The sequence below is a fragment of the Paenibacillus faecalis genome, assembly GCF_900289175.1.
GTDB lineage: Bacteria > Bacillota > Bacilli > Paenibacillales > Paenibacillaceae > Paenibacillus_AQ > Paenibacillus_AQ faecalis.
In genome coordinates this window covers 1886707-1913368 of sequence record NZ_LT985747.1, presented here as the reverse complement: position 1 = coordinate 1913368, position 26662 = coordinate 1886707, and the positions used below count along the sequence as shown (strand labels likewise).

The window sequence follows — 26662 nt, the reverse complement described above, 5'->3', positions numbered from 1 at the left end:
CCTTACTAAAGGGCGGTTTTGTTTCATCTAACAATACGTTATATACAACAACATGATACTTACCCTACCGTTGGCGGTTACCGAAAGTCACGCTCAATCCTCTCACTGTTTCGTTCGATATCTAACGTCAGGGACAACGGAAGCGGCTGAATGGCATGTTTGTGCTGCGCAAGCCAAGCCTGCCAATTGTGGCTATCCGGTCCGTAATCTTCATTCGTTAATCTTCTTAATTCACCAAGTGCCTGTAAAGACAGCAATGAGCGTACATCGGATATATAACGTATAAGAATTTCATATCCTTCAGGTGATCCGGAACGCGCAAGCGCTCTTCCGATAGCAAGTTCAAGCATCGACCTGCGTTCCAAGAAATAGTCCGGCTGAATTCCTTCTTTACATTCCTGTCCATAGAGAAACGGGACTTGATGCAGTTTTAAGAGTAACGGTATGGCTTGACGCGACCCAAGCCGTTCAGCTCCTTGACATACAGCATCAATATAATAATAAATGCTTTTCCAAGTATCTTTAAAGTCCGCTTCCGTTGGCTGGAGCAGTTCAGCTACCCGTTCCCATACTTCAATGGAACGCTCGTCCCGAGCTGCCGCCAACGAGTAGATTTCATACGTTACATCAGGCATCGCACCATGATCTGGAGGCAGCTGCACATACATGATGTCGGCGGTGCGAACTGGCAGTTCATTCCCGCTCAGCTGCTTCATAATATCCTCTACCAGAACGCTAACCCCTGAAGTCGAGCCAAGCATCGATAGTGCCTGTGCCAGCACGATCTTTTTGCGCCCTTCCGTTTTTAACAACGCTTTTTCCAAATAAGGAACGACCTTGGACCCCAGCGAGCATATTTCTACAAATGGGATCCGGCGATCATAAACTTCGTTCATCCTCATATTGGAATATTCGTATAGCGGAGCGTCCGTTTCAATAGAATCTACCAGACATTCAAGCTCTTGATCACTAAATTCTACCTTTTCTAATGATCGATGCAGAGAATCTGAAGAAATTAACCCTTCCTGAATAAGTCTTCCTTGAAGCTTTCCAAGATCAATATACCTTGGTCGCTTCCCGGAAGAAATAGCTTCAGCTGCGGCCAGAGCTGCTACCCCGCCAAGATTCTCCAAGTCGGACTGCATTCGAATAGCCGGCAGAGCATCGTGTGTGGCAGACAAGGCTTTCCCCACAACAAGAATTCCTTCAAGCCCTTTCGGCAGAAGCATCCGATACGGGATTTCTATCTCTAAATTTGGTGGAATCAATCCGATGTTCACCCAATCAGCACCGCTGATTCCTTTTACATCATGATTACTGAAATGGACATTCACCACATCAGGCCAGCGTCTATGAAGAAGTTGATCGGTCAGCTGCATGACAACGTCGCCCATGATATGCCTGCTTTCCCTTGTTGCAATATAGATCCCATGATCATGGCAATCCGTTCCTCTTCTCCGGCCTGTAACCATCGCTCTTGTGTAATCCAAAATGCTTGCCACGTTTACCATGCTTGTAAAGTTGTTTTGCAATTTGGCAGGTGTCGTATATTGAGCCAGCGAGTACCACATCACGGTGTGATCTTTTTGTGAACCATACACATATTCCGCACCTGCAAATGCAGCGACATCTCCATCTCCTGTTGCATCGATAACGGTATCTGCCAAAATAATCTGCGGGCCCCACCGGGTCGCAACAGCGGCCCCGCACACTTGATTCCCTTTACGAACGGCTCCCCAGGTAATACAGTTAAACATGAGATCCGCTCCCGCTTTACTGGCTTCCAGCAGAAGGGCATGCATTTTCGCTTCAATGTTCCACTTATGTCCTTTGTAATGAATGGATTGCTGTACTTCCTTAACCCATTGCTCAATCCTGGCAGCATATCCGACTCGGCGACCGAACCAGTAACTGTCCACACCACCAAACGTACCCGTGCCGCCAAGACCCGGATTCAACTCCAGAAGAACCGTGCTCATCCCTTCTCTGGCTGCTGTAATTGATGCGCAAGCACCGCTAGTTCCTCCTCCAACTACGAGAACCTGTGCCTTGCGCCCGACGGGGATCGCTGTACTTCTTGCAATTTCAACCTCTTTATCCCACATGTCTTGAAAAGCCGAAGCTGCCGATATCTCCAAATCATTCTCTGTTATCACCGAATGGACCGAATTCGAATTGGATATCCAGCCATCTGCGGACGCCTTTAATGGATGTTGGATCATCCACTTGGCTACTTGCTCCCCTAATCGAAGCGCATGAACGGGATGAAGCACCTCTTCATTGCCATCATGATACAGGTCTTTATATAAACAGATCACCGAGGGGTGGCCAACTGCGAGTTGCTCGAAATCACTTCTTTGATTCAGGTGGCTGCTTTCGGTTACCAATGAAAAAGGACCGCTAAGTTCGTAGGAAGCAGCACTTAACACCGATTTTTTAAAAGAGCTGACATGCTTAGTCAAATACGCAGCCAGTTCCATTCCCGCCATCCTAGCCCTTTCTTCACGTCTATGGGACATTTCGATGCTGTTGTCACAGTCAAGTTCCATGCCGTATTGTACATATACATGATTTCGTCCGCTATACCCGTACCTAACATTGACCCGGTTAGAAAGAAGATTTAATTCATGCGGTACTTCTATCTCTCCATCTTCAAACTCGCCATTGGCCGAAAAAAATTCAAGGCTACGGTCATACCTCGCCAATGTGGCTCTCCTATGTTTTTGCAGAGGACAACCGAGCAACGACGCAGAAATTGCCGTTTCTGTTGTGTCTACAATATTTCGGACGCGTATAATCTGCCTTCCCGATTTATTGGCGACTATAACACCCGATACTTCTCCATCATCAAGCAATATCTCTGTTGGAAGCGTTGCATACACAAAAGGAATCTCGCGATTCATTAACAGATCTTCCAGACCGCACTTCAGCTTGTCCGGATGTAAAGCTGTATATCCCGGATGCTGCGCGAATCGCACATGATCTATAGCCGATGTATCACCTACGCTCTTTTCGTCACGTTGAAGACACTGCTTTATTAATGTAGGCAATTCGGCTTCAGATGTTACGTCTATCCATGGGCGAAGAGTAGCAGTAAGCTCAGCACCCAGGTAAGTTCTTGGTTCGATGATAACAACTTCTTTTCCGGCTTCGACCAGCTTGATAGCTAAGGCGATGCCAGCAAGCGTACCACCGATCACAAGCGTATCGCATTCATGGAGGACTGGTAATTCTTCGAGATTGGTCAAACATTGCACGTTGGCTCTCCCCTCTCCTCTTAATCCATGAACTTATTTTCTATGAATGAACGATTTCAATAATCGGCTGTACTTCAGCGAATTCACAATTTACCTCATACCAGCCATCATGTTCAGTGATAGGAGTTTCTTCTCCATTAACCAATACCTTATCCGGCTTGGCATTGGCAACAAAACCGAAAATACCACCTTCTTGAAGATAAACGCTCGTTTTCTCATTTACAGAATCCGTGCGAAGTACAGTTCCTGCACTCAAATATTTATCCATCAACCCGATCGGAGTACATTTTGATTGTTGAGGAATGATATTGTACAAGCTTGCTTCATCTTTTTTCAATTGAATTGGCTGTACTTCCTTCGCTTCCATCGTATAAACCCGCTTTTGAAGCGGCTCGTATACAATATACGATCCTTCTTCATAACCTGGTACGTCGCTTGGGCTCAAAGTCCCTGCAACCTCATCGTCTTGAAGGCACACATGAAATGCCGCGATGACAGCATTGTCCCCAAGCCTGTTCCATGCTTTCAAAGGAACACTCTCATGCATCGGGTCTCGAAGCAGACAATCCTCCGTTGGCATGGCCGGGAGGTCAGGCTTGATAATCAAACCATTCTTATAAATGAGCGGCCATATATACGTCGTGTCCGTTTTCCCGACAGGGTCACTGAAATAAACAGGTCCTCCGCTTACAGCCCGAAGCACGGCCCCACGAAGTGCATCCTCATGCTCTGTCCAGTACATATCCCAATCTCCCCAATAGAACTGACCATGGTAGAAGGAATTGTATACATTTTGCAGTGCATGTTCTTTAAAACTTCCCGCAACTTCTGGTACAAAATCGTCGCTGTTTCTGGATACTGACGAATTCGGACGATGCCATATGTTCTCCGAACCCATGCCCATGCAATTGATGATCGTACCGTCAAAATGCGCTTCAACCGATTTTTCCAACGCCCGGTGTCCTCCGGAAGCCGCTTCACCTGCGTTCAAATCATACATCGTCATCGTAGTGATTGAATTTTGGCTGTCAACTTTAACAAAATCGATACCTTGCTCGCCCAAGTAACGATGCCATGTATCCCAAAATCCAAAACCTCGTTCTTCATCCGGATATGGAATCAGCTTCCCGCTGCTCGTTTCAAAGAGCTGACCGGCAAATTGCTCGGCAACCTCACCGGTTTTGTCCATGCCGCCCCAATATCCGGCTATTGTATGCCAAACACCGACCTGTGAAATACCGTACGTTTGTTTTAACTTTTCAGTTACAGCTTTTAACCCTTCGGGGAACTTCTCTTTATCTGGTTGAAGAGACCTGAGCTTCATATCCTTCACATCAAGCCAACCATCATCAATGATAAACCAATGAACAGGCAGCTTCTTCTCAATAAACTCTTGGGCCTTTTGAAGTAGCCCTTCCGCATGGACCTGATGATAAAAAGCATCCCAGGAACACCAACCTAAATATTTCATCATCTCCGGATATTCTTTCTCACTCCGATGTTTAAGTTGAAGCTCATGCAGCGCGGTTTTCGTCCCTTGATCAGCCAGCTGATATGGATCTTTCCCCGTTGCTATTGAAAACGCAAGTGTGCTTACGGTCTCATAACCGAGGATTAATGGAGATACAACCGCTTGCAGACCGTTTTCATGACCGACAAGATCTGTTCGGCACGTCTCGTCACAAACTGGAAGCAAGTAAACATAATCTTCTTCCGTCGTTTTCCAGATCAGAGATTGCGTCCTTTCAGGCAGATCACATAGATCCGGACCGAAGAAAGGACGAGTCCACCAATCTTTATGACGGTAGTTCGCCATAAACCCTCGATGCTCCACCATTCCAAAATTTAAAATGACGGCATGGTCAGGGCTCAGATATGTCTGTTTTGCAAATAAACTTTCATTTATAACACCCGCCTCAACATATCCCAATATGCCTTCGGGCTTCATTTGAAGTCTTAGCGTTGCATATGCGGTATCCTTCGAATCACGGTAACGGTATACCAAGTTGTTGTCTTTTTGTTTATCTGTCTTTTCATCGGTATCCGAGATTCGTTCGAGTGGAATCAAACCTTTATCATACGTTTTGATCGTAATGTTTACACGCTCGAAAAGCTCGAGCAAAAAATCTTTTTCTTGATTAGTCATGATGAATCCTCCTAAGTTGTTATGTTCATGTTCACAGTTTGTACTGGCTCCTGATTGGCCTAAAGTACATTTAATGCTACGGAAAGTCCCGCATAATCACCTACGCGCTCTCCGAGCGCCGCCGGCCGTATTTTGCAGACGGATAAAGATTCCGGTAAAGCTTCCCGCTGCAAAACTTCCATGGCAGTCGGCTCAAGCAGATCCAGCTGACGACCGTAGATGCTTCCGATGACGATCACCTCCGGATTTAAAACATCTACTAAAATGGACAATCCGCGGCCCAGCTGTTTACCGACTTTTTTATAGATTGCAATGGCAAGCGGATCTCCAGCCTGAGCTGCCTCGCCCACACGAAGAGCTGTAATATCAGACAACTCGTCAACACTTGAGCAAAAAGAGGTGCTTCCGCCACGCTGAAATACAGCTTCTGCCTCCGCTTGCGCCAAACGGGCGATGCCGCCGCCGCTGCAAAATCCTTCAAACGATCCATGCTTCCCATATCCAAGCGGTCCATATTCCTCCAGCCTGATATGACCAACCTCTCCGGCCATATCATTCGTACCGGCATATAATTTTCCGTTTATAATCAATCCGGCACCCATCCCTGTACCAAAGGTCAGGAAGATCATGTTCCGGGTCCCTTTACCAGCACCCCATGTCCACTCGGCCAGTGCACATGCATTCGCATCATTCTGAAGCCCAACCGGTACACCATAACGCTCTTTGAGCGGTGACACGACATCAATATGATCCCAATGCGGCAAATTTGGCGGGCTCAGAATCGTTCCTTTCTCACTGTTTAAAGGACTTCCACAGCTGATTCCAATCGCACTCACCTTTGAAATTTGATTGCGCAGCAGCAGTTGATCCAGCTGAATCATAAATTGTTGAATAGCATCACTCGGAAGATGGGGTGTTGGAAACTTCTGTTTATCCACGATTGAAAGGCTTCCATCCGATTTTATCTTGCCGACCGATACCGCACATTTGGTACCTCCAATATCAATCCCTGCTATGAAAGTCATTGAAAGCTCGCCTCCTTTTGCACGAGGCATCCAGATAATTGATCGTCTGTACATATTTCAAGCTCTGGGTAGTTATCAAGCATATTTCTGAAGATTGTATTCATTGTGCTTTTCTCTCCTCTGTCATCCTGTCTATTTCACAATCTTGTATCTATATCGATCATGAGTTCATCCAATATCCTAATCCATAGTTTTATGTTTTTAATAGGTAGATCATTGTTCTCAAGCTTCGTAACCATCACTATGCTTTCATCACCTTAGCCTTTAAGCGCTCCGTTTAAATTCATTCCATCCAGGAAATAACGCTGGAACGCGAGAAATACAACGATGATGGGAAGCAGAACCAGGCATGATGCAGCCATCAGGAAGTTCCATTGTGTATTCATCTGTCCAATAAACACTTTCAACCCGATAGGAAGTGTAAATGTTGCCGGGTCCGTCAAATAAAGAAGGGGTCCAAGAAAGTCATTCCAGCTCCAGTTAAAGGAGAGCACGCCAACCGTCGTTAATGCCGGAGCAGACATTGGAATAATAAGCTTCCGCCAGATGTAAAAATTGTTAGCCCCATCGATGTACGCGGATTCGATCAACTCGGTCGGAATCGTCATATAAAACTGACGCAGCAAAAAGATAAAGAACGCCGATCCTAAAAATGGCGGTACGATCAACGGAAGAAACGTGCCCACCCATCCGATTTCCGAAAACAAAATATACTGCGGAATCATCGTTACAAAACCGGGTATCATCATCGTAGCCAGTATGATTGCAAACCAGAAATTACGGCCTACAAATCTCATTTTGGCAAAACCATAGGCCACCAGAGAGTTGGAAAACACAGAACCCACGATAGCAAATGAAGCTACCAAAGCAGAGTTTCCTAAATACCCGCTAAAAGGTGCCGCCTGCCAAGCCTCACTGAAATTACTCCATACAAACTCGGTCGGCCACCAGGTCGGTGGATAGGCGAACACTTCCTTTGATGTTTTGACGGCCGTAATGAACATAAACCACATCGGTAATAACACGGTTAATGAGAACAGGCACAACAAGATAAAGTTCAATATCTTTAACAGCAGATTCGTCCTTTTTGCACTGGACAAGCGCTTTGGCTTCTCTAATGACTTTACAGCACTCATCAATTGTCACCGCCTTCGTAATGAACCCAATGTTTTGAAGCTTTCATGTTGATCAGCGTAATGATCATGACAATGACGAACAAAAACCAGGCCATCGCAGATGCATATCCCATTCGATAGTTCACAAAGCCCTCGTTAAACAGATGCAAGTTGTAGAACAACAGGGATGAAGCAGGTCCGCCCAGACCGTCCTGAGACATGACGTATGCTTCCTGGAACACCTGGAATGCGCCGATCATCGTCGTGATGACGTCAAAGAAAATAATCGGCGTAATCATCGGCAGGGTGATTTTAAAGAAACGTCTTAAACGTCCGGCACCGTCGATTTCAGCAGCTTCGTAAAGCTGTTTTGGAACGGAGTGGATAGCGGACAAATACAGCAGCATACTTGTTCCGATTCCCCACAGTCTCATCAAGATCAGGGAAGGCTTCGTCCATGCCGGATCGGTCAGCCAGGCTGGACCCTCAATCCCGAAAAAACTAAGGACATTGTTAACCAATCCGGTTTGCGGCCCCAATATTTGCATCCATAGCATGTACATGGCTACACCCGCAAGCACAGTCGGCATATAGAACAACATGCGGAAGAAACTGCCGCCCCATACTTTTTGACTCAGTAGTGCAGACACGGTGATCGCTGCGACAGCCGAAAACGGAACACCGATGAGAACGTAAAAGAGGGTGTTGTATACGGAAGTCCAGAACACCGGATCTTGAAAAAACATCTCATAATAGTTGCTAAACCCGATCCAATCCTGACGAGAGGTAATATTGTAATTTGTAAATGAAACGTAGAGTGAAAATAACAATGGACCGCCAGTTAGTACAAAAAATCCGAACAGCCAGGGTGATATGAACAAATACCCTTCCAGGTTTCTTTTTAGCCCGACTCTGGACATTCCTGGTCTTCGCATGATGATCACTTCCCGCATCTTGTATTGGCAGGCCTAAGGGGTTGCTCGGTCCGAAGGCCTGCATGTTGCCAATATGTAGATCCGCTTACTTGTTGCGCTCCACCAGCTCTTCAACTAATTTCTGAGCTTCACTCAACGCTTGCTCAGGCGTCAGTTTGTCAATCCAGACCTCTTCGATTTTGGCTTTAACGAGATCCATATGACTCGGCGCAAATACCGGGTATGGCGTCAATACGGTCCACTCCATATTTTCCGTTGCTTTCTTATAGACCGGATGTGCCAATGCAGCTGCGCTTTCAGCCGCTTCAATGTTCGCAACGCTGTCATATACCTCAGTTGCCCAAAGCGTCTGAGCTTCCGTGCCTGTCAAATATTTAATAAACTCCCAGGAAGCATCCGGATGTTTAGCCCCTACAGGAATCTCCGCTGTAAAACCACCGCCCCAGGACCAATGCCCGCTTCCCTTTTTAAATTCAGGCAGAAAGGCCAGGCCATAGTTTTTATCCGGGGCAAAATCCCGTACTTTTGTAAATTCGGTTGCAGTCTGGGCAATCATCGCAACTTTTCCGGATACGAACGGATTTGTCATCCCGTTTCCAAACTCCGAAGTAAACGTATCTAATTTGCGTTTTCCGTAATAATCAAAGATGTTTTCTTTCATCCATTTCAAAGATTCCAGCTTGTTCGGTGTGTTGGTCGTTACAGTACCGTCCATTTGCAGGAAGGACTGACCTCCATCCGCATTCAACGCCCAATCATTCCAATCCATATGAGAGAGCGGGTAAATGCCCAACCGTTCGATGTTACCGTTCTCATCCACCTTGTCTAGCTTTCTGGCGATCTGAAGCAGTTCTTCCCATGTTGTTGGCGGCGACTCTGGGTCAAGTCCCGCTTCTTCGAACATGTCTTTGTCATAAAACAGCAGCCTCGTATCGGTCGTAAACGGAACGGCATAAGACTCGCCTTTATAAACCGTTGCATCCCATAGCTGTGGATAGAACTTATCCTTAAAGCCGGGCTCCTTATCAATATAAGGCTGTAAATTCATCGCCTGCTTGGCTTCAGCTCTTGTAGGAACAGTCATAATATCTTGGATAACGATGTCCGGCGGGTTCCCTGCCGCTGTCGCCGCAAGTGCTTTTGTCCATACATCACCCCAAGGATAATTAATATGCTTTACAAATATTTCATCCTGAGAGGTATTGAAGTTGCTAACAATTTTCTCAATTGCTTCATTGTAAGCTCCACTTCCCCACCAGTCCCATAACTCCAATGTAATTTTTCCAGCAGCTGATTCTGCAGCATTGTTTTCTGTTTTTGCACAGCCGGTCAATAGGGTGGTTATCATAAAAAGAATACATAGCCATACAATCATGCCCGTCTTTTTACCGTTCATCGCACTTTCCCCCTGCAAATGTAGTGTTGTTGCAGCTTAATAATTTATTGAACATAGTTTAATAAATATAGAATATTACCATAATATAAAAACTAGATCCGCAAAATATAGCTTTAAAACGAAACTAATCGCTTTATTATTAAATCTTATTCAATAATGTAGTGCAAAAAAGAACCTATTCCCTTTTAGTACATCTTCAACCCGCTATTTATTTCGCTTGACCAGATCTTCAAGCGTTTTCTGCGCTTCTTGCAATGCTTGTTCAGGAGTTAACTTGTCGATCCAAACTTCTTCAACTTTGGCCTTACTCTGCTGTAAACGTATCCAGCTTCTTTTTACCGTAATAATCAATAAAATGATCGTTTACCCATGTAAGAGACGCCAACTTGTTTGGCGTATTGGTTGTTACTTTACCATCATCTTGAAGGAAAGACAGCCCTTGATCTAATTCAAGGCCCAGACATCCCATTGTACAATTCGTTAAAGGATAAAAACCCAAACGTTCGATTTTTCCAAACATCACCCCATGGATAATTGATATGCTTCACAAATATTTCATCCTGGGAAGCGTTGAAATCGCTAACAATTTTTTCGATAACCTTTTTATGTGTGCCGTCTCCCCACCAGTCCCATAGTTCCAACGTTATTTTTCCTTCTGCGCTTTCGATTGAAGTACTGCTTTTTCCCTTTCATCAGACTAACCCCCTAAAAGAATAATTTGAAGAAAAGTAATCCAGTTAATTATTAATGTATATTCAATAATTAACTGTATAATTGGGATTATAAACGCTTACACGCTTGGATGTCCACATGTTTATTATATTTCTGTTTATTTTATTGAACATCGTTCAATATTATGACATTTGAGGGCGCTGTTCCCCTCTATATGATGGATTCATTAATATATTTCGCTAAAGATACAGTACCAGCACCGATCACACCTGCATGCTCACCTAATTGAGATGGCATGAGCAATGTTTTGTCTTTGAAAACTGCCAAACAACGACTAAGAGCTATTTCCTTTGCATTTTGAAAATAATTCAGATCATAGTTTGGCAGTACACCGCCAATAATGATCATTTCCGGAGTCAGCAAATTGATTACATTCGCTAAGGATATGCCGATGTAGCGGGCCGATTCATTCAAAACTTTTTCAGCCAAATCATCATGATCTAATGCCGCCTGAATGACATCCATCACCTGTAATTCCGTCCCTTTGTTAAAAACAGGTTCCAATGAACTGACAGCACCTCTTCGCAGTTCCTCTCCGACTCGTCTGACAATAGCCATTCCTGACGCAACAGCTTCAAGACAACCATAATTGCCGCAATTACAGCGTGGACCATCCAGATCAATCGTTCCATGACCAATCTCTCCTGCTCCATAGGGATGGCCTTGGTAAATTTGTTGATCAAAAATAAGCCCGCTTCCGATTCCAATGTCTGCATCTACAAATAATACATTGTTATGCTGTCTGCCGTTGCCATACCACAGCTCTCCAATCGCCATCGCATTGGCATCCTTCTCAATTTTTACAGGTATATGAACCGATTCCTCTATGATATTTTGCAACGATACACCTTGCAGCCCTGGTAAGTTAGGAGGAGACAAGACAATACCTTGATCCGGGTCCAAAGGACCGGGCGCGCCGACACCAATTCCGATAATTTCTGACTTTACACCGGATTCATCCAAGATGGTATGAATTTCCGATAAAATCTCAGCTATGACAGCCTCTGAATCCAACGTATTTTTTAAAATTTGCGTTCTTTTGATGATCGGCTTTCCTTGTAAATTGATGACGGCAGTTCTGATTGAAGTAGCACTGATATGTACACCGATCGTATAAAGTCCGCCAGGATTTAAACTGATTAGCATCGGTTTTCTCCCCCGGCTCGAATCATCCAAATAACCTGCTTCCACAATATAACGGTCCTTCATTAAATCATCCACCAGGTTGTTCACTGCCGTAAACGTTAGATTCATCTTGCCCGCAATGTCAGCTTTCGTCAGGCTGCCGAAGTCACGAAGCAGTGCAATAATTCCATTCTTATTGTTTTTTCTAACATCCCTGTTGTTTTTGGCTACTGATTTTTTCATAATCAAACCCCATCTTGTCATAATCTTCTTTAGCATCTGTTATTGCGGATCAGATCATAATTTTATAAACCGCTGAATAATCATTCGAAATTACAGCATACCACATCATCCTTTATTATGGATGTCTTTCCCCATCCTAACCATATCATATAAATCCTGGGTTGCGGTTACAATCGTATACAACATGTAATTCTTTCGTTTTAAGTGTTTTACATATTTTTAACAGAGGGAACACTAAGAAAAAAACGCATTTAAGACATTATATGAAGCCTCCGGCGAATATGAAAGGAGCACACGATGACTAACCATCCTCCAAAAAACAATACAGCTGCACAAAGAAAATATGCTAAACGTAATTTATGGACCGGGATTTTATTCGGTTTTGGTCTCGTAGCCTTTATTGATGAGGTCGTATTTCACCAGCTGCTTCATTGGCACCATTTCTATGACAAGTCCACAAAAGATATCGGGCTGGTATCGGATGGACTATTTCACGCGTTCAGCTGGTTCGCAACTATTGGATCTTCATTTATGCTTGCTGATCTTCATCGCCGACATGCCTTCTGGCCAGCCAAGTGGTTGGCAGGCATTCTGCTGGGGGCAGGCTCTTTTCAGCTGTATGACGGTATTATTCAGCACAAGCTCATGCGGCTGCACCAAATTCGTTATAATGTGAATATTGCGCCGTACGACTGGACCTGGAATTTAATAGCTCTGGGATTGATCATTGCCGGAGTTCTCTTGATGATGCAAACGAAAACAAAGACTTCGTCTTCCAAAAGGAGTACCGCTGAATGATCAATCATCATATGAATCATGAAAACAGCGGCAATATCCACTTTATTTTGATATCAGCTTCTTTAATTGCAATTTATGTTTATATACACGCTGCACAGTTATCCAGTAAAATTTATCGAAAGTGGCCGATTTACCGCTATGGATGTTTTATGGCTGGTATCCTTTGTGTGACTTTAACGATTACCGATCCGCTTGCTGGCCTGTCACATATGGATTTCAGGGCACATATGATCAGTCATTTGCTATTGGGTATGTTAGGTCCGCTGCTTATTGCTTTATCATCACCTCTGACTCTTTTCCTTCGATCCATACATATTTCATGGGCAAGACGAATTTCTCGAGTGCTAAAAAGCAGGTTCTTTCAATTCCTCACTCACCCTGTGACAACAAGTACACTAAATATCGGAGGATTGTGGGTCCTTTATACGACAAATTTATATGTAGCCATGCAGCATCATTTCCTTCTGCACATCATTGTGCATTTTCACATCTTTACTGCAGGCTATCTCTTCACGATTTCTATGATTTATACAGAACCGACACCACACAAACACAGCTTCATGGACCGAGCTGTTGTGATGGTACTGGCATTTGCAGGTCATGGCATACTGTCAAAATATATTTATGCTCATCCTCCAGACGGGGTTTCTCCAGTTCAGGGACAGATTGGAAGTTTGATGATGTATTACGGAGGAGATGTTATCGATCTAGCACTTATTTTCGTGTTCTGCCTTCAATGGTTCTATGCCACACGCCCTCGTTCTTTAATGACAACTTAATTAAAGATCAAGCAAGCCGAATTTGCCTTTCCGGCTTCCTTAACACCTCTGAAGGCGTCTGATCGATCTCAATCAACATTTTGAAAAATGTTTGAATCCTGGGTTGCAATTACAATCGTAACCTGTTGATATATCGGCAAAACGATCCAATTTCAATACAAACAGGCCGCCCGAGAGTTCAACCCTCAGACAGCCTTTTATGACAAACAGATTAAGATTCCCTTCAATCCGTCATGCCGCTTGCTTCACCCTTGTCACTTCTACGTAAACACAGCTTTCGCAACCCGAACGACATAATGGGCGCCGTAAGGATAAGGAGTAGCCTTAAAGTTGAATCGCCCTGAAGAAATATCGTGCGAGAATTCAAGGGATTCCCCGTTATCAAGCCAACGAATATCCGCGATATTCTCATGGGTGCCAGCAAAATGTTTCCAGCCTCCATCCCCGCCATGAACCGTTACATTTTCATTTCCCTTAATCGGAAGATCATGAATGAACAGATATGTTGATCCATCGGGTGCATCCAATGCAAAATCTTTCTCTGATTCACTTTTCAACACACTAGGCTTGCCTTCATATATCGCCTCTCCATTCATTGCCATCCATTCACCCAAGATGTCTAGAAGGGCTTTTTGCATGATCGGAACGCCTCCTTCTGCGGAAGGGCCAATATTTAGCAAATAGTTAGCCCCTACTTTGCGACAGGCACATAAGTTCTCGATCAATTCCTTCGACGACTTATACATCAGATCTCCATACCCTACTCCCCAATGCACATTCATCGTCTCGCACATTTCCGCGGCCACGTATTTGCTCATGCCTTCGCGATTCATCGGCTCCGGACGTCCTTGCTCAAACGTCACGCTGTCGATTTCCGGATGGGCAATCTCCCCTCTGTGATGGATGCCTGAATTATTGATGATCATCGCCTCCGGCTGATGCTTGCGAATGAGACCGTATAGCCGATCATGCTCCCAGTCCGCATCCGGTTTGTCCCAATCGCCGTCGAACCAGAAACCACCGATTTTGCCGTATCGGGTGCATAATATTTCGATCGATTGACGTAAATAATCCAGGTATGCCGGGAAGTCCGTCTTGTAGCTTTCTTGATGCCAATCCAGTGTCGTATGGTAAAATACAGGCAATATATCTTCTGCCTTGCAAGCTTTAACAAACTCAGCGATTAAATCCCGGCCGGCAGGGCTATGCATAACATCAAAATCGCTAAGTCCCCTCGTATCATAAAGCGAAAAACCCTCGTGGTGTCTGGTTGTTATTGTGATATATTTCATGCCAGCCTTCTTGGCCAATTTCACGATTTCTTCCGCATTAAAGTCGGAGGCGGTGAAAGTTTGCTGCAAGGAGGCATATTCCGATTTCGGAATCCCCTCCACAAGCTGAGTCCATTCCCCTCGGCCTAGCTGAGAATACAGCCCCCAGTGAATGAACATGCCAAAAGCCATCTTTTCAAAACGGGCGATTCTTGCCTCAGGTACCGGTGTAGCCATCTGTACATCGACTCCTTCTAATCATGATTTCAAGCGTTGCCCTGCCTCACTCATACCGTCCTGCCGACTGGAGGTGGTAATGGTGGTAATATCAGCCTTTCACAGCACCAGCGGTCATTCCCGATACGATGTACTTCTGTCCCCAGAAGTACACGAGAACGACCGGCAAAGCCGTCAATACAAGATCCGCAAACACAAGATTCCATTCCGACGCATACTGTCCAAAAAAATTATATACGGTTAGCGGAAGTGTCCACTTCGATACAGAATTAAAGAAATAGAGCGGGATCATAAAATCGTTCCAAATCGCCATCGTCACAATAATGACATTGGTGACGAGCACCGGCTGCAAAAGCGGGAGAATGACCCGGATAAACATCCGGTACGGACCACAGCCATCCACAATCGCGGCTTCATCCAATTCACGCGGAACCGATTTGATAAACCCGGTAAATATAAACGTGCTGTAAGAAACATTAATTCCAACGTAAATGAATATGACCCCGATATATGTACCGGACAGGTTAAGCATCTGAATCAGGCTGATGGTAGGCACAACCGAAAACGGTGCAATCATGCCCAGCAGCATAAATCCATAAAGACCTTTTGTAAATCGGGTGCTTTTTCTGGCAAGAACGAATGAGCATAAAGCCGCCATCATCACCGTTAATGCGACACCGAGGATGGTGACAATCAGACTGTTTTTAAATGCCGTGCCCATACCGCCTTCCTTGAACACTGTCACGTAATTTTCAAACTGCCACACTTTCGGCAACTGCAGATTAAAGCTTTGAGCTTCGCCCGACGTTTTAAACGAACCGAGAATCATAATCAGGAGCGGAATCAAAATCAACAAAGATACTAGCAGCATAACAGCTTCTAGAACGAGAAGTTTTGATCTTGACATTTTCATTACATTTCAACCTCCTTTTTCCGCAAAAAGGAGTTCACGCTGATCGCAATGACGGCAATAAAAATGAACAAAGTCAGAGCCATCGCGCTGGAACGCCCGTACAAGCCGTTGGAAAATGCCCGAAACACCTGGGTGTTGATGACTTCCGTACCCGACTGACCATTCGTCAATACGTACACCTGATCGAACACTTTGAATCCGCCAATCAGATTTAAAGTCACGTTGATCGTCAGCGCAGGCATGAGCATCGGCAACGTAATACTGAAAAACCGACGCAAGGTGGAAGCCCCATCGATCATAGCAGCTTCATAATAATCTTTCGGGATCGCCTGCAGTCCGGAAAGGAAGATGATCATCGTAAAGCCGCTCCACTTCCAAATTTCCAGCAAGTTGACAATACTGAAAGCGGTGCGCTCATCGCCAAGCCAGTTAATGGCGAGCTGTTCCAGGCCAATCGCATTCAATAATTGGTTGACGATCCCCTCCATATTAAAAATGGCCGAGAACAACAATCCAATGACGGTAATACTGATCACCGCAGGTACATAGAAGATCGATCGCAAGTAATTCCGGCTATATAAGGGTTGATTCAGCCCGAGCGCCAGAAGCAAGCCGAACAATAGCTTGAAAAAACTTGTTACAACCGCAAAGACCAGCGTGTTTTTCAAAGCTAACATAAAATCTTCGTCCTGGAATAAGTAGGTAAAGTTATCCAGGCCCGTAAACTTGATCGTTGACCAATTCGTCAAATTTTCCGTGTTCCAATTAGTGAATGCGAAATAAAAGCCGAGCAGCGTAGGAAGCACAAAAAACACAGAGTAAAACAGCAATGCGGGAAAAGTAAAGGAATTCGGATATAGCGTTTTGAATTGTCTCATGCAGAACCTCTCTTTCTAAGACGAAGGCGCCAAGCCGTAACGGATGCTGCAAAGACTTGGGTCGGCTGAAGCAAATCTCTGCACAAAATGATTGTTTAGAACCCCGGCTGATCTATCTGATTCATGAAGTCCTCGTATTTCTTGTCCCATGCCTTGACGACATCGTCAGGCGTTTTACTTCCTGCCGCCATATCGACATAAAGCGTCCATAGATCAGGGAAGATCGAACTGGCCGCCGCCATTGGATCGTTAAGCTGATACACATACTTGTTTGTTTTAATGTAGTTATCTTCCAAGGCTTTGATCGCAGGGTGAACGTCTCCCCCGTCAACGTCCGTAAAGCCAGGGAAGCCTGGATTCTCCGCAAAGTATATGTTCATGTAGTCAGGCTGGGACCACAATTCCAGCACTTTTTTCGCACCCTCTACGTTCTTCGCATCCTTTGGTACCATAAACCCTTGTACATATGCACCTGTAGCGATGATGTCCTGATCACCGAACGGAAGTACGAATGCACCGATTTCATCCGGATTCATTTCATTTTTGTTAATCAGATCGCCAACGGTCCATTCTCCATTAAACACCATCGCGGCTTTTCCCTCTGCCAACGCCGCTTTCGCATTATCAAATGTTTGCGTTACATGGTCCTTATTGGTATAGCCTTTTACATAAAGCTCTTGAAACAACTCCATGGCTTGCTTGAACTCCGGGATGTCAGCCCATTTCAGCTTATTGCTCAGCAGCCCTTCCCAAGTCTCTTCCGCCTTGTCGCCAAGCAAAACCGGCAGTGCGGCCGTCACGAAAATCTGCGTTGTCCATGAATCTTTGTTCGACATATAGATCGGAGTAATGCCGTCCCCTTTGCTCTTGATCGTTTCAAGCAGACTCAGAAATTCGGCATAAGTTTTCGGCTCGCTTAAACCGAGATCCTCGAATACTTTTTTGTTATAATAGATCGCTGCATAGAAGCTGGACGACTCTTGCGGCATCGCATATATTTTGCCGTCCTCTGCCTTTAGTAGATTCGGATTGGACAAGCGTTCAACCCATGGCTCGTTGCTCAAATCCTCCATATTTTTCTGAGCGTTCACCGTAACGTATTCCGAAGGAGCATTATGCATAATAATATCGGGAACTTCCTTCATGGATATTTTGGTTTTAACGAGATTGTAGTATTGATCATCAGGTACAACCTGGATTTCTAAAGTGATGTTTTCTTCCGTTTTTAATTTTTCGGCAATCTTCTTATAAGTCTCTTTATATTTGCCTTGCGACGTCATCATCGACACCGTCATCGCCTTCTTCTCATCCGTCTGTGCAGACTCAGATGCTGAATTGTCGCCAGGCTCCGCTTGTCCGTCATTGGAACCGCTTCCACAAGCGACCGTCAATAACATGACCAGTGCCATCGTAACGATCAAAAACTTGTTTCTTTTCATTTCAGTACCCTCCTGTTTGTTCGTAATATTCGATATATCTTCAGTATAGTTAACCAAGAAAATAAGCAAATGGATAAGTTGAAACGCTTCGTTTGGATATTATTAAAAAAGATAACAGATGCTGAAATGTGCATGCCATGTAAACAGCACAAAATAAGCGGCCCTGGTCCTGAAATGTTATAGGATTAAAAGCCGCGAATGTGTCTGCAAACACTCATATGATGAAATTATGCTAGCAACCTTCCGATCCGCCTTTCTCTTTAAATTCAGAAGGATACATCCCCGTTTCTTTTTTGAAAACTCTGCTGAAGTGATGCGGGTCCGGGTAACCGACCATCACGCCGATGTCTTTAAACAACATCTCTGGCTGCTCAATCAGCATTTCTTTTGCTTTCTCAATCCGCAAGTAAACCAAGTATCTCGCCGGAGACATTCCCTTGTAATTGGTAAACAGCTTGCTGAGATAAGAGGGCACAAGACCGAATGTATGGGAAAGCGTTTGTGTATTAATAGCATCCGCCAGATGGGTTCGCAAATAAGTGTCGATTCTTTCCATTAATGAATTCATTCCTGATTTATCGCGCATTCCCCCGGAAATCAATATAAAAAGCAAATCTATAATCTTGCATAAATAAACATATAATTCATCATATGACCGTGAATATGAAATCGCTTTATAAATATCTATTTCTAAAATACTGAAAGAGTAATCCGTTGCAGCAGACAGAGCACTGCGGCAGCTCTGGAACAACTGCTTGACAAGACGCTCCATCGAAACTTGTAGCGGCCTCGTTTCCTTCCATTTCGAAATCAAACTCTGCAGCTCCTCCTTGAATATTTCCGGATTTTTCTGTTCAACCGCAAACTCCAGCTTCCTGAGCATGTGAGAAGGAAGTACGGTTTCGGTAACAGGAGGTTCCTGATGTTGGGCAAGGGAAATTAACTGCGAGACGCCAAAACGAATATTTTTGTACAGCACTGTCCTCATCATAAGCACCTTCAAACCGGTGACCTGAAAATCAGAATATGAGGCCCCGTACACGATCGTAACCATCACTTGCTCTCGCCAAGCCATAAACAGCTTCTCTGCCAGCAGCCGAGGATCGGGAATATTCGAGTTCGTACCTAAAAAAGAAATTTCGACCCATTTTTCCGAATTGGATTTGCCATCTACGACACTGATGATGCATTCTACATTAAGCAAACGTGTTACATAGGCATGTAAGTCAATTTCGTCCCAGAACTCCCCGACCGGATTATCCTCATCCATACTCAACGAATTGAAAGCGCCTACATATAACAAAAAAAGTTGATGTATCGAATAGGTATTCAGAAGCGGTAACTTCGCATCTGGCGAAGCAGCACCTCTATAGATAGACAACCGCACTTCTTCCCTAAGCCGTTGTTCCTGACTGAGTCTCCATTCCTGATATAACTTATCAAGCAATTCCTTGATTTGCAGCGGGGAGATCGGCTTCAGCAAATAATCCTCTACCCCGTATCGCATCGCTTCTCTCGCATACTCAAATTCCTGATATCCGCTAATAACGACAAGCTTAATATCTGGATATTCTTTTTTTACAGCAGATATCAGTTCTAAACCGTTCATCACCGGCATGCGAATATCCGTGAACAGAATGTCCGGTCTCTCCTTGGTCAACAGATCCATCGCAACTACACCATTGAACGCCGTTGCAACAACCTTAAAAGCGCTATGTGTTTCCTCGATCATCATCTTGATGCTTCTCATAATAGGCATTTCGTCTTCTGCGATCATGACATGAATCATCTAGTGCACCCCCTATTGTGACTATCGTTCCCTGAGGAGAACGAGGTTCAATGGCAACAATGGCTTTGTCTGCATACAGCAGTTTTAACCGAACGATCGTATTTGTCAATCCAACTCCACTCGCCGTCCCATCATCCGTTTGAGCCGAGAAGCCTTTGTCCAGTTGATTGGTTTGAGCAAGAAGCCGCTTCAATACAACCGCATCAAATCCGCTGCCGTTATCTTCGATTCTCATCACCCATTGATTCGCGGGTTCCGGAGCCTGTCCGATCTGAACACGAATCTTCCAAGGAGGGGAAACGGATTGAAAGGCGTGGTGAAAACAATTTTCAATCAATGGCTGTAAAATCAAGCGAGGAACTTCGACATGCTTAACCGCTTCATCGATAACCAAATCATATTCGAAATAATCTTCATATCGCTCTTTCATCAGTTCCAGGTAAAGCTCCGCATATTCACATTCATCCTGAATGGTTACATTGCCGCTTTTGTATGATGTAATATAACGAAGCATCATGGATAACTTGTGACAGAGCTCCATCACCTTTGTCACTCCCGCTTGTTGACCCGCCGCACTGATGACGGAAAGAACATTGTACAAAAAGTGTGGATTCATCTGTGACTGAAGCGCATGGAAACGCGCATCAGCTTCAGCGGACTTGGCTTCAATGACCTGATCCACCGACATTCGAAGCCGCTCAAACATTTTATAAAATGCTCTGTTGAGCAGAATCAACTCGTTATGTCCTGCGTCTTTCCCTAAATCGATCGACAAATTGTTTATACTGACTGAACGAACGGAGTTACGAAGCTTCTTCAAGGGCAGCGTCAGCTGTCTCGTAATGATGAACACGACAAACAAAGCAGAAAAAAACAAGCCCAAACTAAGAAAGATTAACAATTTTCCGAGCGATCTTATCGGTTCCAGAAGCTTGTTCTCGTCTGTAATCAAATAAATCATCCAATTGATGTTGGACAATTCCCGAAACGTAACTAACTGATCCGACATCCCATTAGATGGTTCCAATTTGAAATACACGTCGTCAACGGCTTTTGCTTCATCGGTCTTTTCCGTCAATTCAGCCGTATTTAGCATGAGGTCTGTATTGCCGTATACCGTCTCCCCCTTTTCGTTGAGCAGAAGAACTTCAGTATCGGGCAGATTTTCCATATTTAACGTTTTCGCCAATAAGCTGTAAGGCTGCTGCACTTCAATCATCCCGTATGAATCGTATACGTTTCGAAATTCCCGAATCAAGGAAAACAGCTTGTCAGACTCGCCTGACCAATAATCATCATGTGGTAAAGAAAGAAAAACACGGCCTTCGTACTCCTTCATATGATTATAATCGGTTTGAAAAACCTCAGACTGTAACCGCTTTCGAATAACGTCTTCATTTTCCGGTATGGTACCACTGCTTAAATAGTCTCCATAGGAATTAAACAAACTGATTCGGGAAACCGTCAGATTCGGGCCGTTAATCGATGCCAAGATGTCTCTTGCCTGCCGTCCGATATCAAGATGCTGTTCAAAATAATTGCCACTTCGATCTTTATCGTGAAATGCATCTTCGATCATCTGAGTAAGCAACGGGTTGTATACGATTTGCAGCGAAATTTTGTCCATCTCTCGGATCAAGGCATCTACTTGTTCCGAGGTTTTAACCGTAAGCTGACTCTGATTATCCACTGCAGTTTTCTCCATACTTTTCGACTGGAACCAATAGAACGTATAAAACGATATGAAAATCAACAGTGCGATAAATACAGAATAAGCCGCGAATAATTTTGTTTGAAATCCATATTTGCTCACTTCGCTACCTCTCCAATAGGATCAAATTACTATGAAGTATAGATTCAAGATCATGAGAATACAAGGAAAGGGATGCCAAAATAACTGGTTAAATCTAGCAACACAAAGCGAAAATGATAAAAGAACAACCCCTCTGTGAAAAGAATGCGATTTTCATGAACTTTGAAAACCCCATAATTTCTACATATATTTCATTTATTGTAATTTATATCACAGAATATTGGAGGGAAATGATATGAAAGGCATGTTGTTAAAAAGTCTCATTATTGTTGGTTCTATAGCTGCTATAACCGCCGGCTGCGCGAATGGTAGCAGTGATAGCATGGAGAGTATGGATCATTCTACAATGAATTCTGAACCTCCATCAACGACGCAGCCCGATCCTAAATCCATCAAACTTACCTCAGCTTCTGAAGTAACAGATGGCAAAGAATTTACGATCACAGCCCAAGAGAGCAACTTGGAAGTGTCTCCTAATCAGGTACTCCCTGTATGGACGTTTAATAACTCTGTGCCCGGGCCAGAAATACGAGTTAAGCTTGGTGACACGGTTAAAATCAACTTAAAAAACGAGTTGAAAGAACCCGTGTCCATTCATTGGCACGGCTATCCGGTTCCCAATGATATGGACGGGATTCCTGGGGTAACTCAGGATGCGGTTGTTCCAGGTAAAACGTTTACTTATGAGTTTAAAGCAACCGTACCAGGCACTTATTGGTATCACTCTCATCAAGACAGTGTGAATCAGCTTGATAAAGGCTTGTACGGTGCGTTGATTGTTGAAGACCCAAATGAACAATATGACCGTGACTACACACTCATTATGGACGAATGGATAAACCCAGGTGATATGGACAATCAAGAAAATAACAGCACAGACGAAAATACAAATATGGAAGATATGGATCATAGCAATATGAATATGGACGACATGGACCATTCCAATATGGGTGGAATGAATATGGGCGGACATGACATGAGCATGTATAACATTTATACAATCAACGGTAAAACAGGTGATGCCATCGAGAAACTGACGGTAAAGGAAGGCGAAAAAGTAAGAATCCGACTCATAAATGCAGGTTACCTTACACATAATATGCACCTTCACGGCCATGATTTTAAAGTGATGTCCACCGACGGCCAAGTCATTAATGACCCCCAAGTCATCAAAGACCAATTGATAGCCATCGCGCCAGGTGAGCGCTATGATATCGAGTTTACAGCTAACAATCCGGGGTCTTGGCTGCTGGAAGAGCATGGAACCCAAGCCGGGACAGAAAATATGAAAGCCGTTATCCAATATGAAGGGGAAGAACCACAAAGTGATGCTTCAAATGCATCTGAAACTTTGCCAATCTTTGATCTGGCCCAATACGGCACTGTTGCCAAAACTGGATTTTCACTGGATGAAAAATTCGACCAGGACGTTAAGATGGATTTGAATACGGAAATGAAAGACGGCAAAATGGTCTATACGATCAACGGAAAAATATATCCTGAAACCGAAAAAATAAACGTTGAAAAAGGTGAAAAAGTAAAAGTAACTTTTGTTAACAAATCGATGATGGATGATCATCCAATGCACTTGCATGGTCACTTTTTTCAAGTACTAAGCAAGAACGGAAAACCGCTTGAAGGCACGCCTGTCATAAAAGATACACTGAATGTGAAACCTGGGGAAGAATATGTCATCGCATTCGAAGCCGATAATCCCGGTGACTGGATGTTCCACTGCCATGACCTGCATCATGCTTCAGACGGCATGGTAACGGAAATGCTATATACCGATTATAAGAAAAATTATACTCCTGACCCCAATGTCGATAACAAGCCGGAATAAAATATATACGACAAAAATAGAAGGGGCTGTCCAATAAGTCCTCAAAATAAAAAGTTGGACGGAGAAACGCAATGTTTTCCGTCCAACTTTTTGGTGTGTCTGTTTTTGCAGGAAGGTAGCGAGGCGAATGCCTGCTACTTTCAGCAGATTGTGGACTAAGGCCACAACCCCAAATTCCACATGCACCTTTTCCAAGCCACGCAAGGAAAAGCGGCGGAACGAACGATTGCCCTTGATGTGACCAAACACGCTTTCTACCTCCACTTTACGCCGAGCATAAATCGCGGATTTTTCGTCATCCTCAAGGGCTTTTTTGGCCTTTGCCTTTAGTTCTTCCCCTATGGTATTCCAGTGCACTTGGCGGTTTCCTTTTGCTTTCGTACACAAGGACTTGAGCGGGCAATCGCTGCAATCTTCACATTCATAAATCTTGAAGCTTTGCTCCAAGCTAGAAGCTGTTTTTTTCGTTTGGTATTTCTTAAAGCGGACGTACCGGCCATTCGGGCACACAAAGCGATCGTCTTGCTCTTCATACGCCCAGTTGGAAGCATGCCGGATGTCCTTCTTGTAACGCCGAGTTTGCTCCTTCATGTAGTTGCCGTAAGGAATGAGAAAATCAAAGCGCGACTCCTTTTCTTCACCCACTGCATACAAGTAATTTTCCTCGCTGCCATAGCCCGCATCGGCGATCACCGTTTTGGGCATCGGCAAAGAAGACGCTGCAAGTCGCTCCATATGCGGAATGAAGCAGCGCGTATCCGTAGGACGTTGATGGATGCTGTAAAACAAAATGAATTGGTTTTCCGTGGCCATTTGCACATTGTAACCCGGCTTCAACTGCCCGTTTTTCATGTGGTCTTCCTTCATGCGCATAAACGTGGCGTCCGTATCGGTTTTAGAATAGCTGTGGCGATCGCCAAAGCACGCTCTCTGCTGCTCATACTTGGCTAAGCGAGGAAGAAAGTCTTCCCGAATTTGTTTCAGCGGCTTCTTCAAGGCGCTGCGCTCTTTGCGTAAGGCTTGCTGCTGTTGGCTGTCGCTTGCCTGAGCGATCTGTTCGCTTAAGTCTTCGATCTTCTCCCCTAGCTCAGCTGCTGCTTCTTCGAGCTTGGCAGGGAATTCGTCGGGATCTGCCCCCGCGTATTCGCCAGCTTCTTGCTGCGTCAGCGTATGAATATGTGCAAGGGTCGCCTGTACCTTTTCCTTGAGCTTCTCCTCAAAGCGCAGCGTCGCTTTTTTCCACACAAACGAGTACTTGTTAGCGTCAGCTTCGATCTTCGTGCCGTCTAAAAAGTACTGTTCCATCGTGATGTAGTTGTCCGCGATGAGCTTTTGAATCATGGTTTCAAACAGTTCGTCCATGAACGCCTTCATGCGTACCCCGCGAAAGTCGTTCAAGGTCCGGAAGTCAGGCTGTTGCATCGCCGCCAGCCACATAGCCGGGATGTTTTCCTGCAGCAGCTTTTCGATGCCGCGGCAGGAGTAAACCTTTTGCGAGTAGCCGTAAAGGATTGCTTTGAGCATCATTTTGGGATGGTAGGAACTGCGGCCTCCGCCTGTGTAGTGAGCAAACAACTGCTCGTCTGGAATAGCTTCAATCATCTCATCAATGACACGAGCCACATGATGAGTGGGAACATACATCTCCAAATCCAGAATCATCTGAGCCTGTTTGTTGTCGTAAGGTTTGAAGGTAGGGGCAAGATTTCGTTTGGAAGCCGTCNGACGCTGCAAGTCGCTCCATATGCGGAATGAAGCAGCGCGTATCCGTAGGACGTTGATGGATGCTGTAAAACAAAATGAATTGGTTTTCCGTGGCCATTTGCACATTGTAACCCGGCTTCAACTGCCCGTTTTTCATGTGATCTTCCTTCATGCGCATAAACGTGGCGTCCGTGTCGGTTTTAGAATAGCTGTTGCGATCGCCAAAGCACGCTCTCTGCTGCTCATACTTGGCTAAGCGAGGAAGAAAGTCTTCCCGAATTTGTTTCAGCGGCTTCTTCAAGGCGCTGCGCTCTTTGCGTAAGGCTTGCCGCTGTTGGCTGTCGCTTGCCTGAGCGATCTGTTCGCTTAAGTCTTCGATCTTCTCCCCTAGCTCAGCTGCTGCTTCTTCGAGCTTGGCAGGGAATTCGTCGGGATCTGCCCCCGCGTATTCGCCAGCTTCTTGCTGCGTCAGCGTATGAATATGTGCAAGGGTCGCCTGTACCTTTTCCTTGAGCTTCTCCTCAAAGCACAGCGTCGCTTTTTTCCACACAAACGAGTACTTGTTAGCGTCAGCTTCGATCTTCGTGCCGTCTAAAAAGTACTGTTCCATCGTGATGTAGTTGTCCGCGATGAGCTTTTGAATCATGGTTTCAAACAGCTCGTCCATGAACGCCTTCATGCGTACCCCGCGAAAGTCGTTCAAGGTCCGGAAGTCAGGCTGTTGCATCGCCGCCAGCCACATAGCCGGGATGTTTTCCTGCAGCAGCTTTTCGATGCCGCGGCAGGAGTAAACCTTTTGCGAGTAGCCGTAAAGGATTGCTTTGAGCATCATTTTGGGATGGTAGGAACTGCGGCCTCCGCCTGTGTAGTGAGCAAACAACTGCTCGTCTGGAATAGCTTCAATCATCTCATCAATGACACGAGCCACATGATGAGTGGGAACATACATCTCCAAATCCAGAATCATCTGAGCCTGTTTGTTGTCGTAAGGTTTGAAGGTAGGGGCAAGATTTCGTTTGGAAGCCGTCTTTTCTTCCAAATCCCCTAGAGGAAGTGTCATTTGCATGGTATACTGTTCCGTAGTAGTCGTCAGATTACGCATAAAAACCGTCCTTTCTGTAGGTGTGGTTGTGGTGACTTTCATTTTACAGGAAAAGACGGTTTTTTTGTGCACATTTTTAACATTCAACAAAAACGGGGCGTCCAGAAGTCAGCTTTCACTGA

The 26662-nt window shown here is 44.7% G+C and carries 19 protein-coding genes; 3 read left to right on the top strand and 16 right to left on the bottom strand.

Annotated features, from left to right (window positions below; all coding sequences use genetic code 11):
* Nucleotides 1–77: 77 nt before the first annotated feature.
* From C8268_RS09190 to C8268_RS09155, 8 genes are all read right to left on the bottom strand, one after another.
* The gene (locus C8268_RS09190) at nt 78–3257 is read right to left on the bottom strand and encodes an FAD-dependent oxidoreductase (protein WP_106767383.1); all 3180 of its coding nucleotides are present in this window, start codon (nt 3255–3257) and stop codon (nt 78–80) included.
* A 40-nt stretch (nt 3258–3297) separates the two neighbouring features.
* Nucleotides 3298–5403 (bottom strand): Sip1-related alpha-galactosidase, encoded by a 2106-nt coding sequence (locus tag C8268_RS09185; RefSeq protein ID WP_106767382.1) that lies wholly within the window; start codon nt 5401–5403, stop codon nt 3298–3300.
* Nucleotides 5404–5462: 59 nt separating this feature from the next.
* Nucleotides 5463–6428 (bottom strand): ROK family protein, encoded by a 966-nt coding sequence (locus tag C8268_RS09180; RefSeq protein WP_106767381.1) that lies wholly within the window; start codon nt 6426–6428, stop codon nt 5463–5465.
* Between the two features lie 257 nt (nt 6429–6685).
* Entirely contained in the window at nt 6686–7564 is an 879-nt protein-coding gene (locus C8268_RS09175; protein WP_106767380.1) for a carbohydrate ABC transporter permease, read from the bottom strand.
* Nucleotides 7564–8478 (bottom strand): carbohydrate ABC transporter permease, encoded by a 915-nt coding sequence (locus C8268_RS09170; RefSeq protein ID WP_234032714.1) that lies wholly within the window; start codon nt 8476–8478, stop codon nt 7564–7566. Before C8268_RS09170 ends, C8268_RS09175 begins: the two co-directional genes overlap by 1 nt.
* A gap of 85 nt (nt 8479–8563) precedes the next feature.
* A complete protein-coding gene (locus tag C8268_RS09165) occupies nt 8564–9874 on the bottom strand; it encodes an ABC transporter substrate-binding protein (protein ID WP_106767379.1) in 1311 nt (436 codons plus the stop codon).
* 304 nt (nt 9875–10178) lie between these two features.
* On the bottom strand, nt 10179–10394 hold the full coding sequence (locus C8268_RS22665; RefSeq protein WP_158702703.1) for a hypothetical protein: 216 nt from the start codon (nt 10392–10394) through the stop codon (nt 10179–10181).
* 362 nt (nt 10395–10756) lie between these two features.
* Nucleotides 10757–11974, bottom strand: coding sequence for an ROK family protein (locus tag C8268_RS09155; protein WP_106767377.1), 1218 nt, complete (start codon nt 11972–11974; stop codon nt 10757–10759).
* Nucleotides 11975–12271: 297 nt separating this feature from the next.
* Here C8268_RS09155 and C8268_RS09150 point away from each other — a divergent pair, with 297 nt between their 5' ends.
* Both C8268_RS09150 and C8268_RS09145 read left to right on the top strand, forming a co-directional pair.
* Nucleotides 12272–12772: a DUF2243 domain-containing protein gene (locus C8268_RS09150; protein WP_106767376.1), complete on the top strand. Its 501-nt coding sequence runs from the start codon at nt 12272–12274 to the stop codon at nt 12770–12772.
* Complete coding sequence (locus C8268_RS09145) at nt 12769–13551, top strand: cytochrome c oxidase assembly protein (RefSeq protein ID WP_106767375.1); 783 nt, start codon at nt 12769–12771, stop codon at nt 13549–13551. The genes C8268_RS09150 and C8268_RS09145 overlap by 4 nt, the downstream gene beginning before the upstream one ends.
* Before the next feature lie 260 nt (nt 13552–13811).
* Here the strand turns inward: C8268_RS09145 and C8268_RS09140 are convergent, their stop codons facing one another.
* The 6 genes from C8268_RS09140 to C8268_RS09115 all read right to left on the bottom strand — a co-directional run bounded on the left by C8268_RS09140 (nt 13812) and on the right by C8268_RS09115 (nt 21891).
* Nucleotides 13812–15059 (bottom strand): alpha-L-fucosidase, encoded by a 1248-nt coding sequence (locus C8268_RS09140; RefSeq protein WP_106767374.1) that lies wholly within the window; start codon nt 15057–15059, stop codon nt 13812–13814.
* A gap of 91 nt (nt 15060–15150) precedes the next feature.
* Entirely contained in the window at nt 15151–15972 is an 822-nt protein-coding gene (locus C8268_RS09135; protein ID WP_106767373.1) for a carbohydrate ABC transporter permease, read from the bottom strand.
* On the bottom strand, nt 15972–16850 hold the full coding sequence (locus tag C8268_RS09130) for a carbohydrate ABC transporter permease (RefSeq protein ID WP_106767372.1): 879 nt from the start codon (nt 16848–16850) through the stop codon (nt 15972–15974). Before C8268_RS09130 ends, C8268_RS09135 begins: the two co-directional genes overlap by 1 nt.
* A 95-nt stretch (nt 16851–16945) precedes the next feature.
* Nucleotides 16946–18289, bottom strand: coding sequence for an ABC transporter substrate-binding protein (locus C8268_RS09125; protein WP_106767371.1), 1344 nt, complete (start codon nt 18287–18289; stop codon nt 16946–16948).
* Between the two features lie 232 nt (nt 18290–18521).
* Nucleotides 18522–20078 (bottom strand): response regulator, encoded by a 1557-nt coding sequence (locus C8268_RS09120; protein ID WP_106767370.1) that lies wholly within the window; start codon nt 20076–20078, stop codon nt 18522–18524.
* Nucleotides 20002–21891 (bottom strand): sensor histidine kinase, encoded by a 1890-nt coding sequence (locus C8268_RS09115; RefSeq protein WP_106767369.1) that lies wholly within the window; start codon nt 21889–21891, stop codon nt 20002–20004. The genes C8268_RS09120 and C8268_RS09115 overlap by 77 nt, the downstream gene beginning before the upstream one ends.
* A 235-nt stretch (nt 21892–22126) precedes the next feature.
* Between C8268_RS09115 and C8268_RS09110 the strand changes: the two genes are divergently transcribed.
* The gene (locus C8268_RS09110; protein WP_106767368.1) at nt 22127–23734 is read left to right on the top strand and encodes a multicopper oxidase family protein; all 1608 of its coding nucleotides are present in this window, start codon (nt 22127–22129) and stop codon (nt 23732–23734) included.
* On the opposite strand, the gene C8268_RS09105 is transcribed toward C8268_RS09110, so the two are convergent.
* Both C8268_RS09105 and C8268_RS09100 read right to left on the bottom strand, forming a co-directional pair.
* Nucleotides 23672–25396 carry an IS1182 family transposase gene (locus tag C8268_RS09105; protein WP_234032712.1) on the bottom strand — a complete coding sequence of 575 codons (1725 nt, stop codon included), beginning with the start codon at nt 25394–25396 and terminating at the stop codon, nt 23672–23674. The genes C8268_RS09110 and C8268_RS09105 overlap by 63 nt on opposite strands.
* A complete protein-coding gene (locus C8268_RS09100; RefSeq protein WP_474646569.1) occupies nt 25341–26387 on the bottom strand; it encodes a transposase in 1047 nt (348 codons plus the stop codon). The genes C8268_RS09105 and C8268_RS09100 overlap by 56 nt, the downstream gene beginning before the upstream one ends.
* Nucleotides 26388–26662 lie beyond the last annotated feature (275 nt).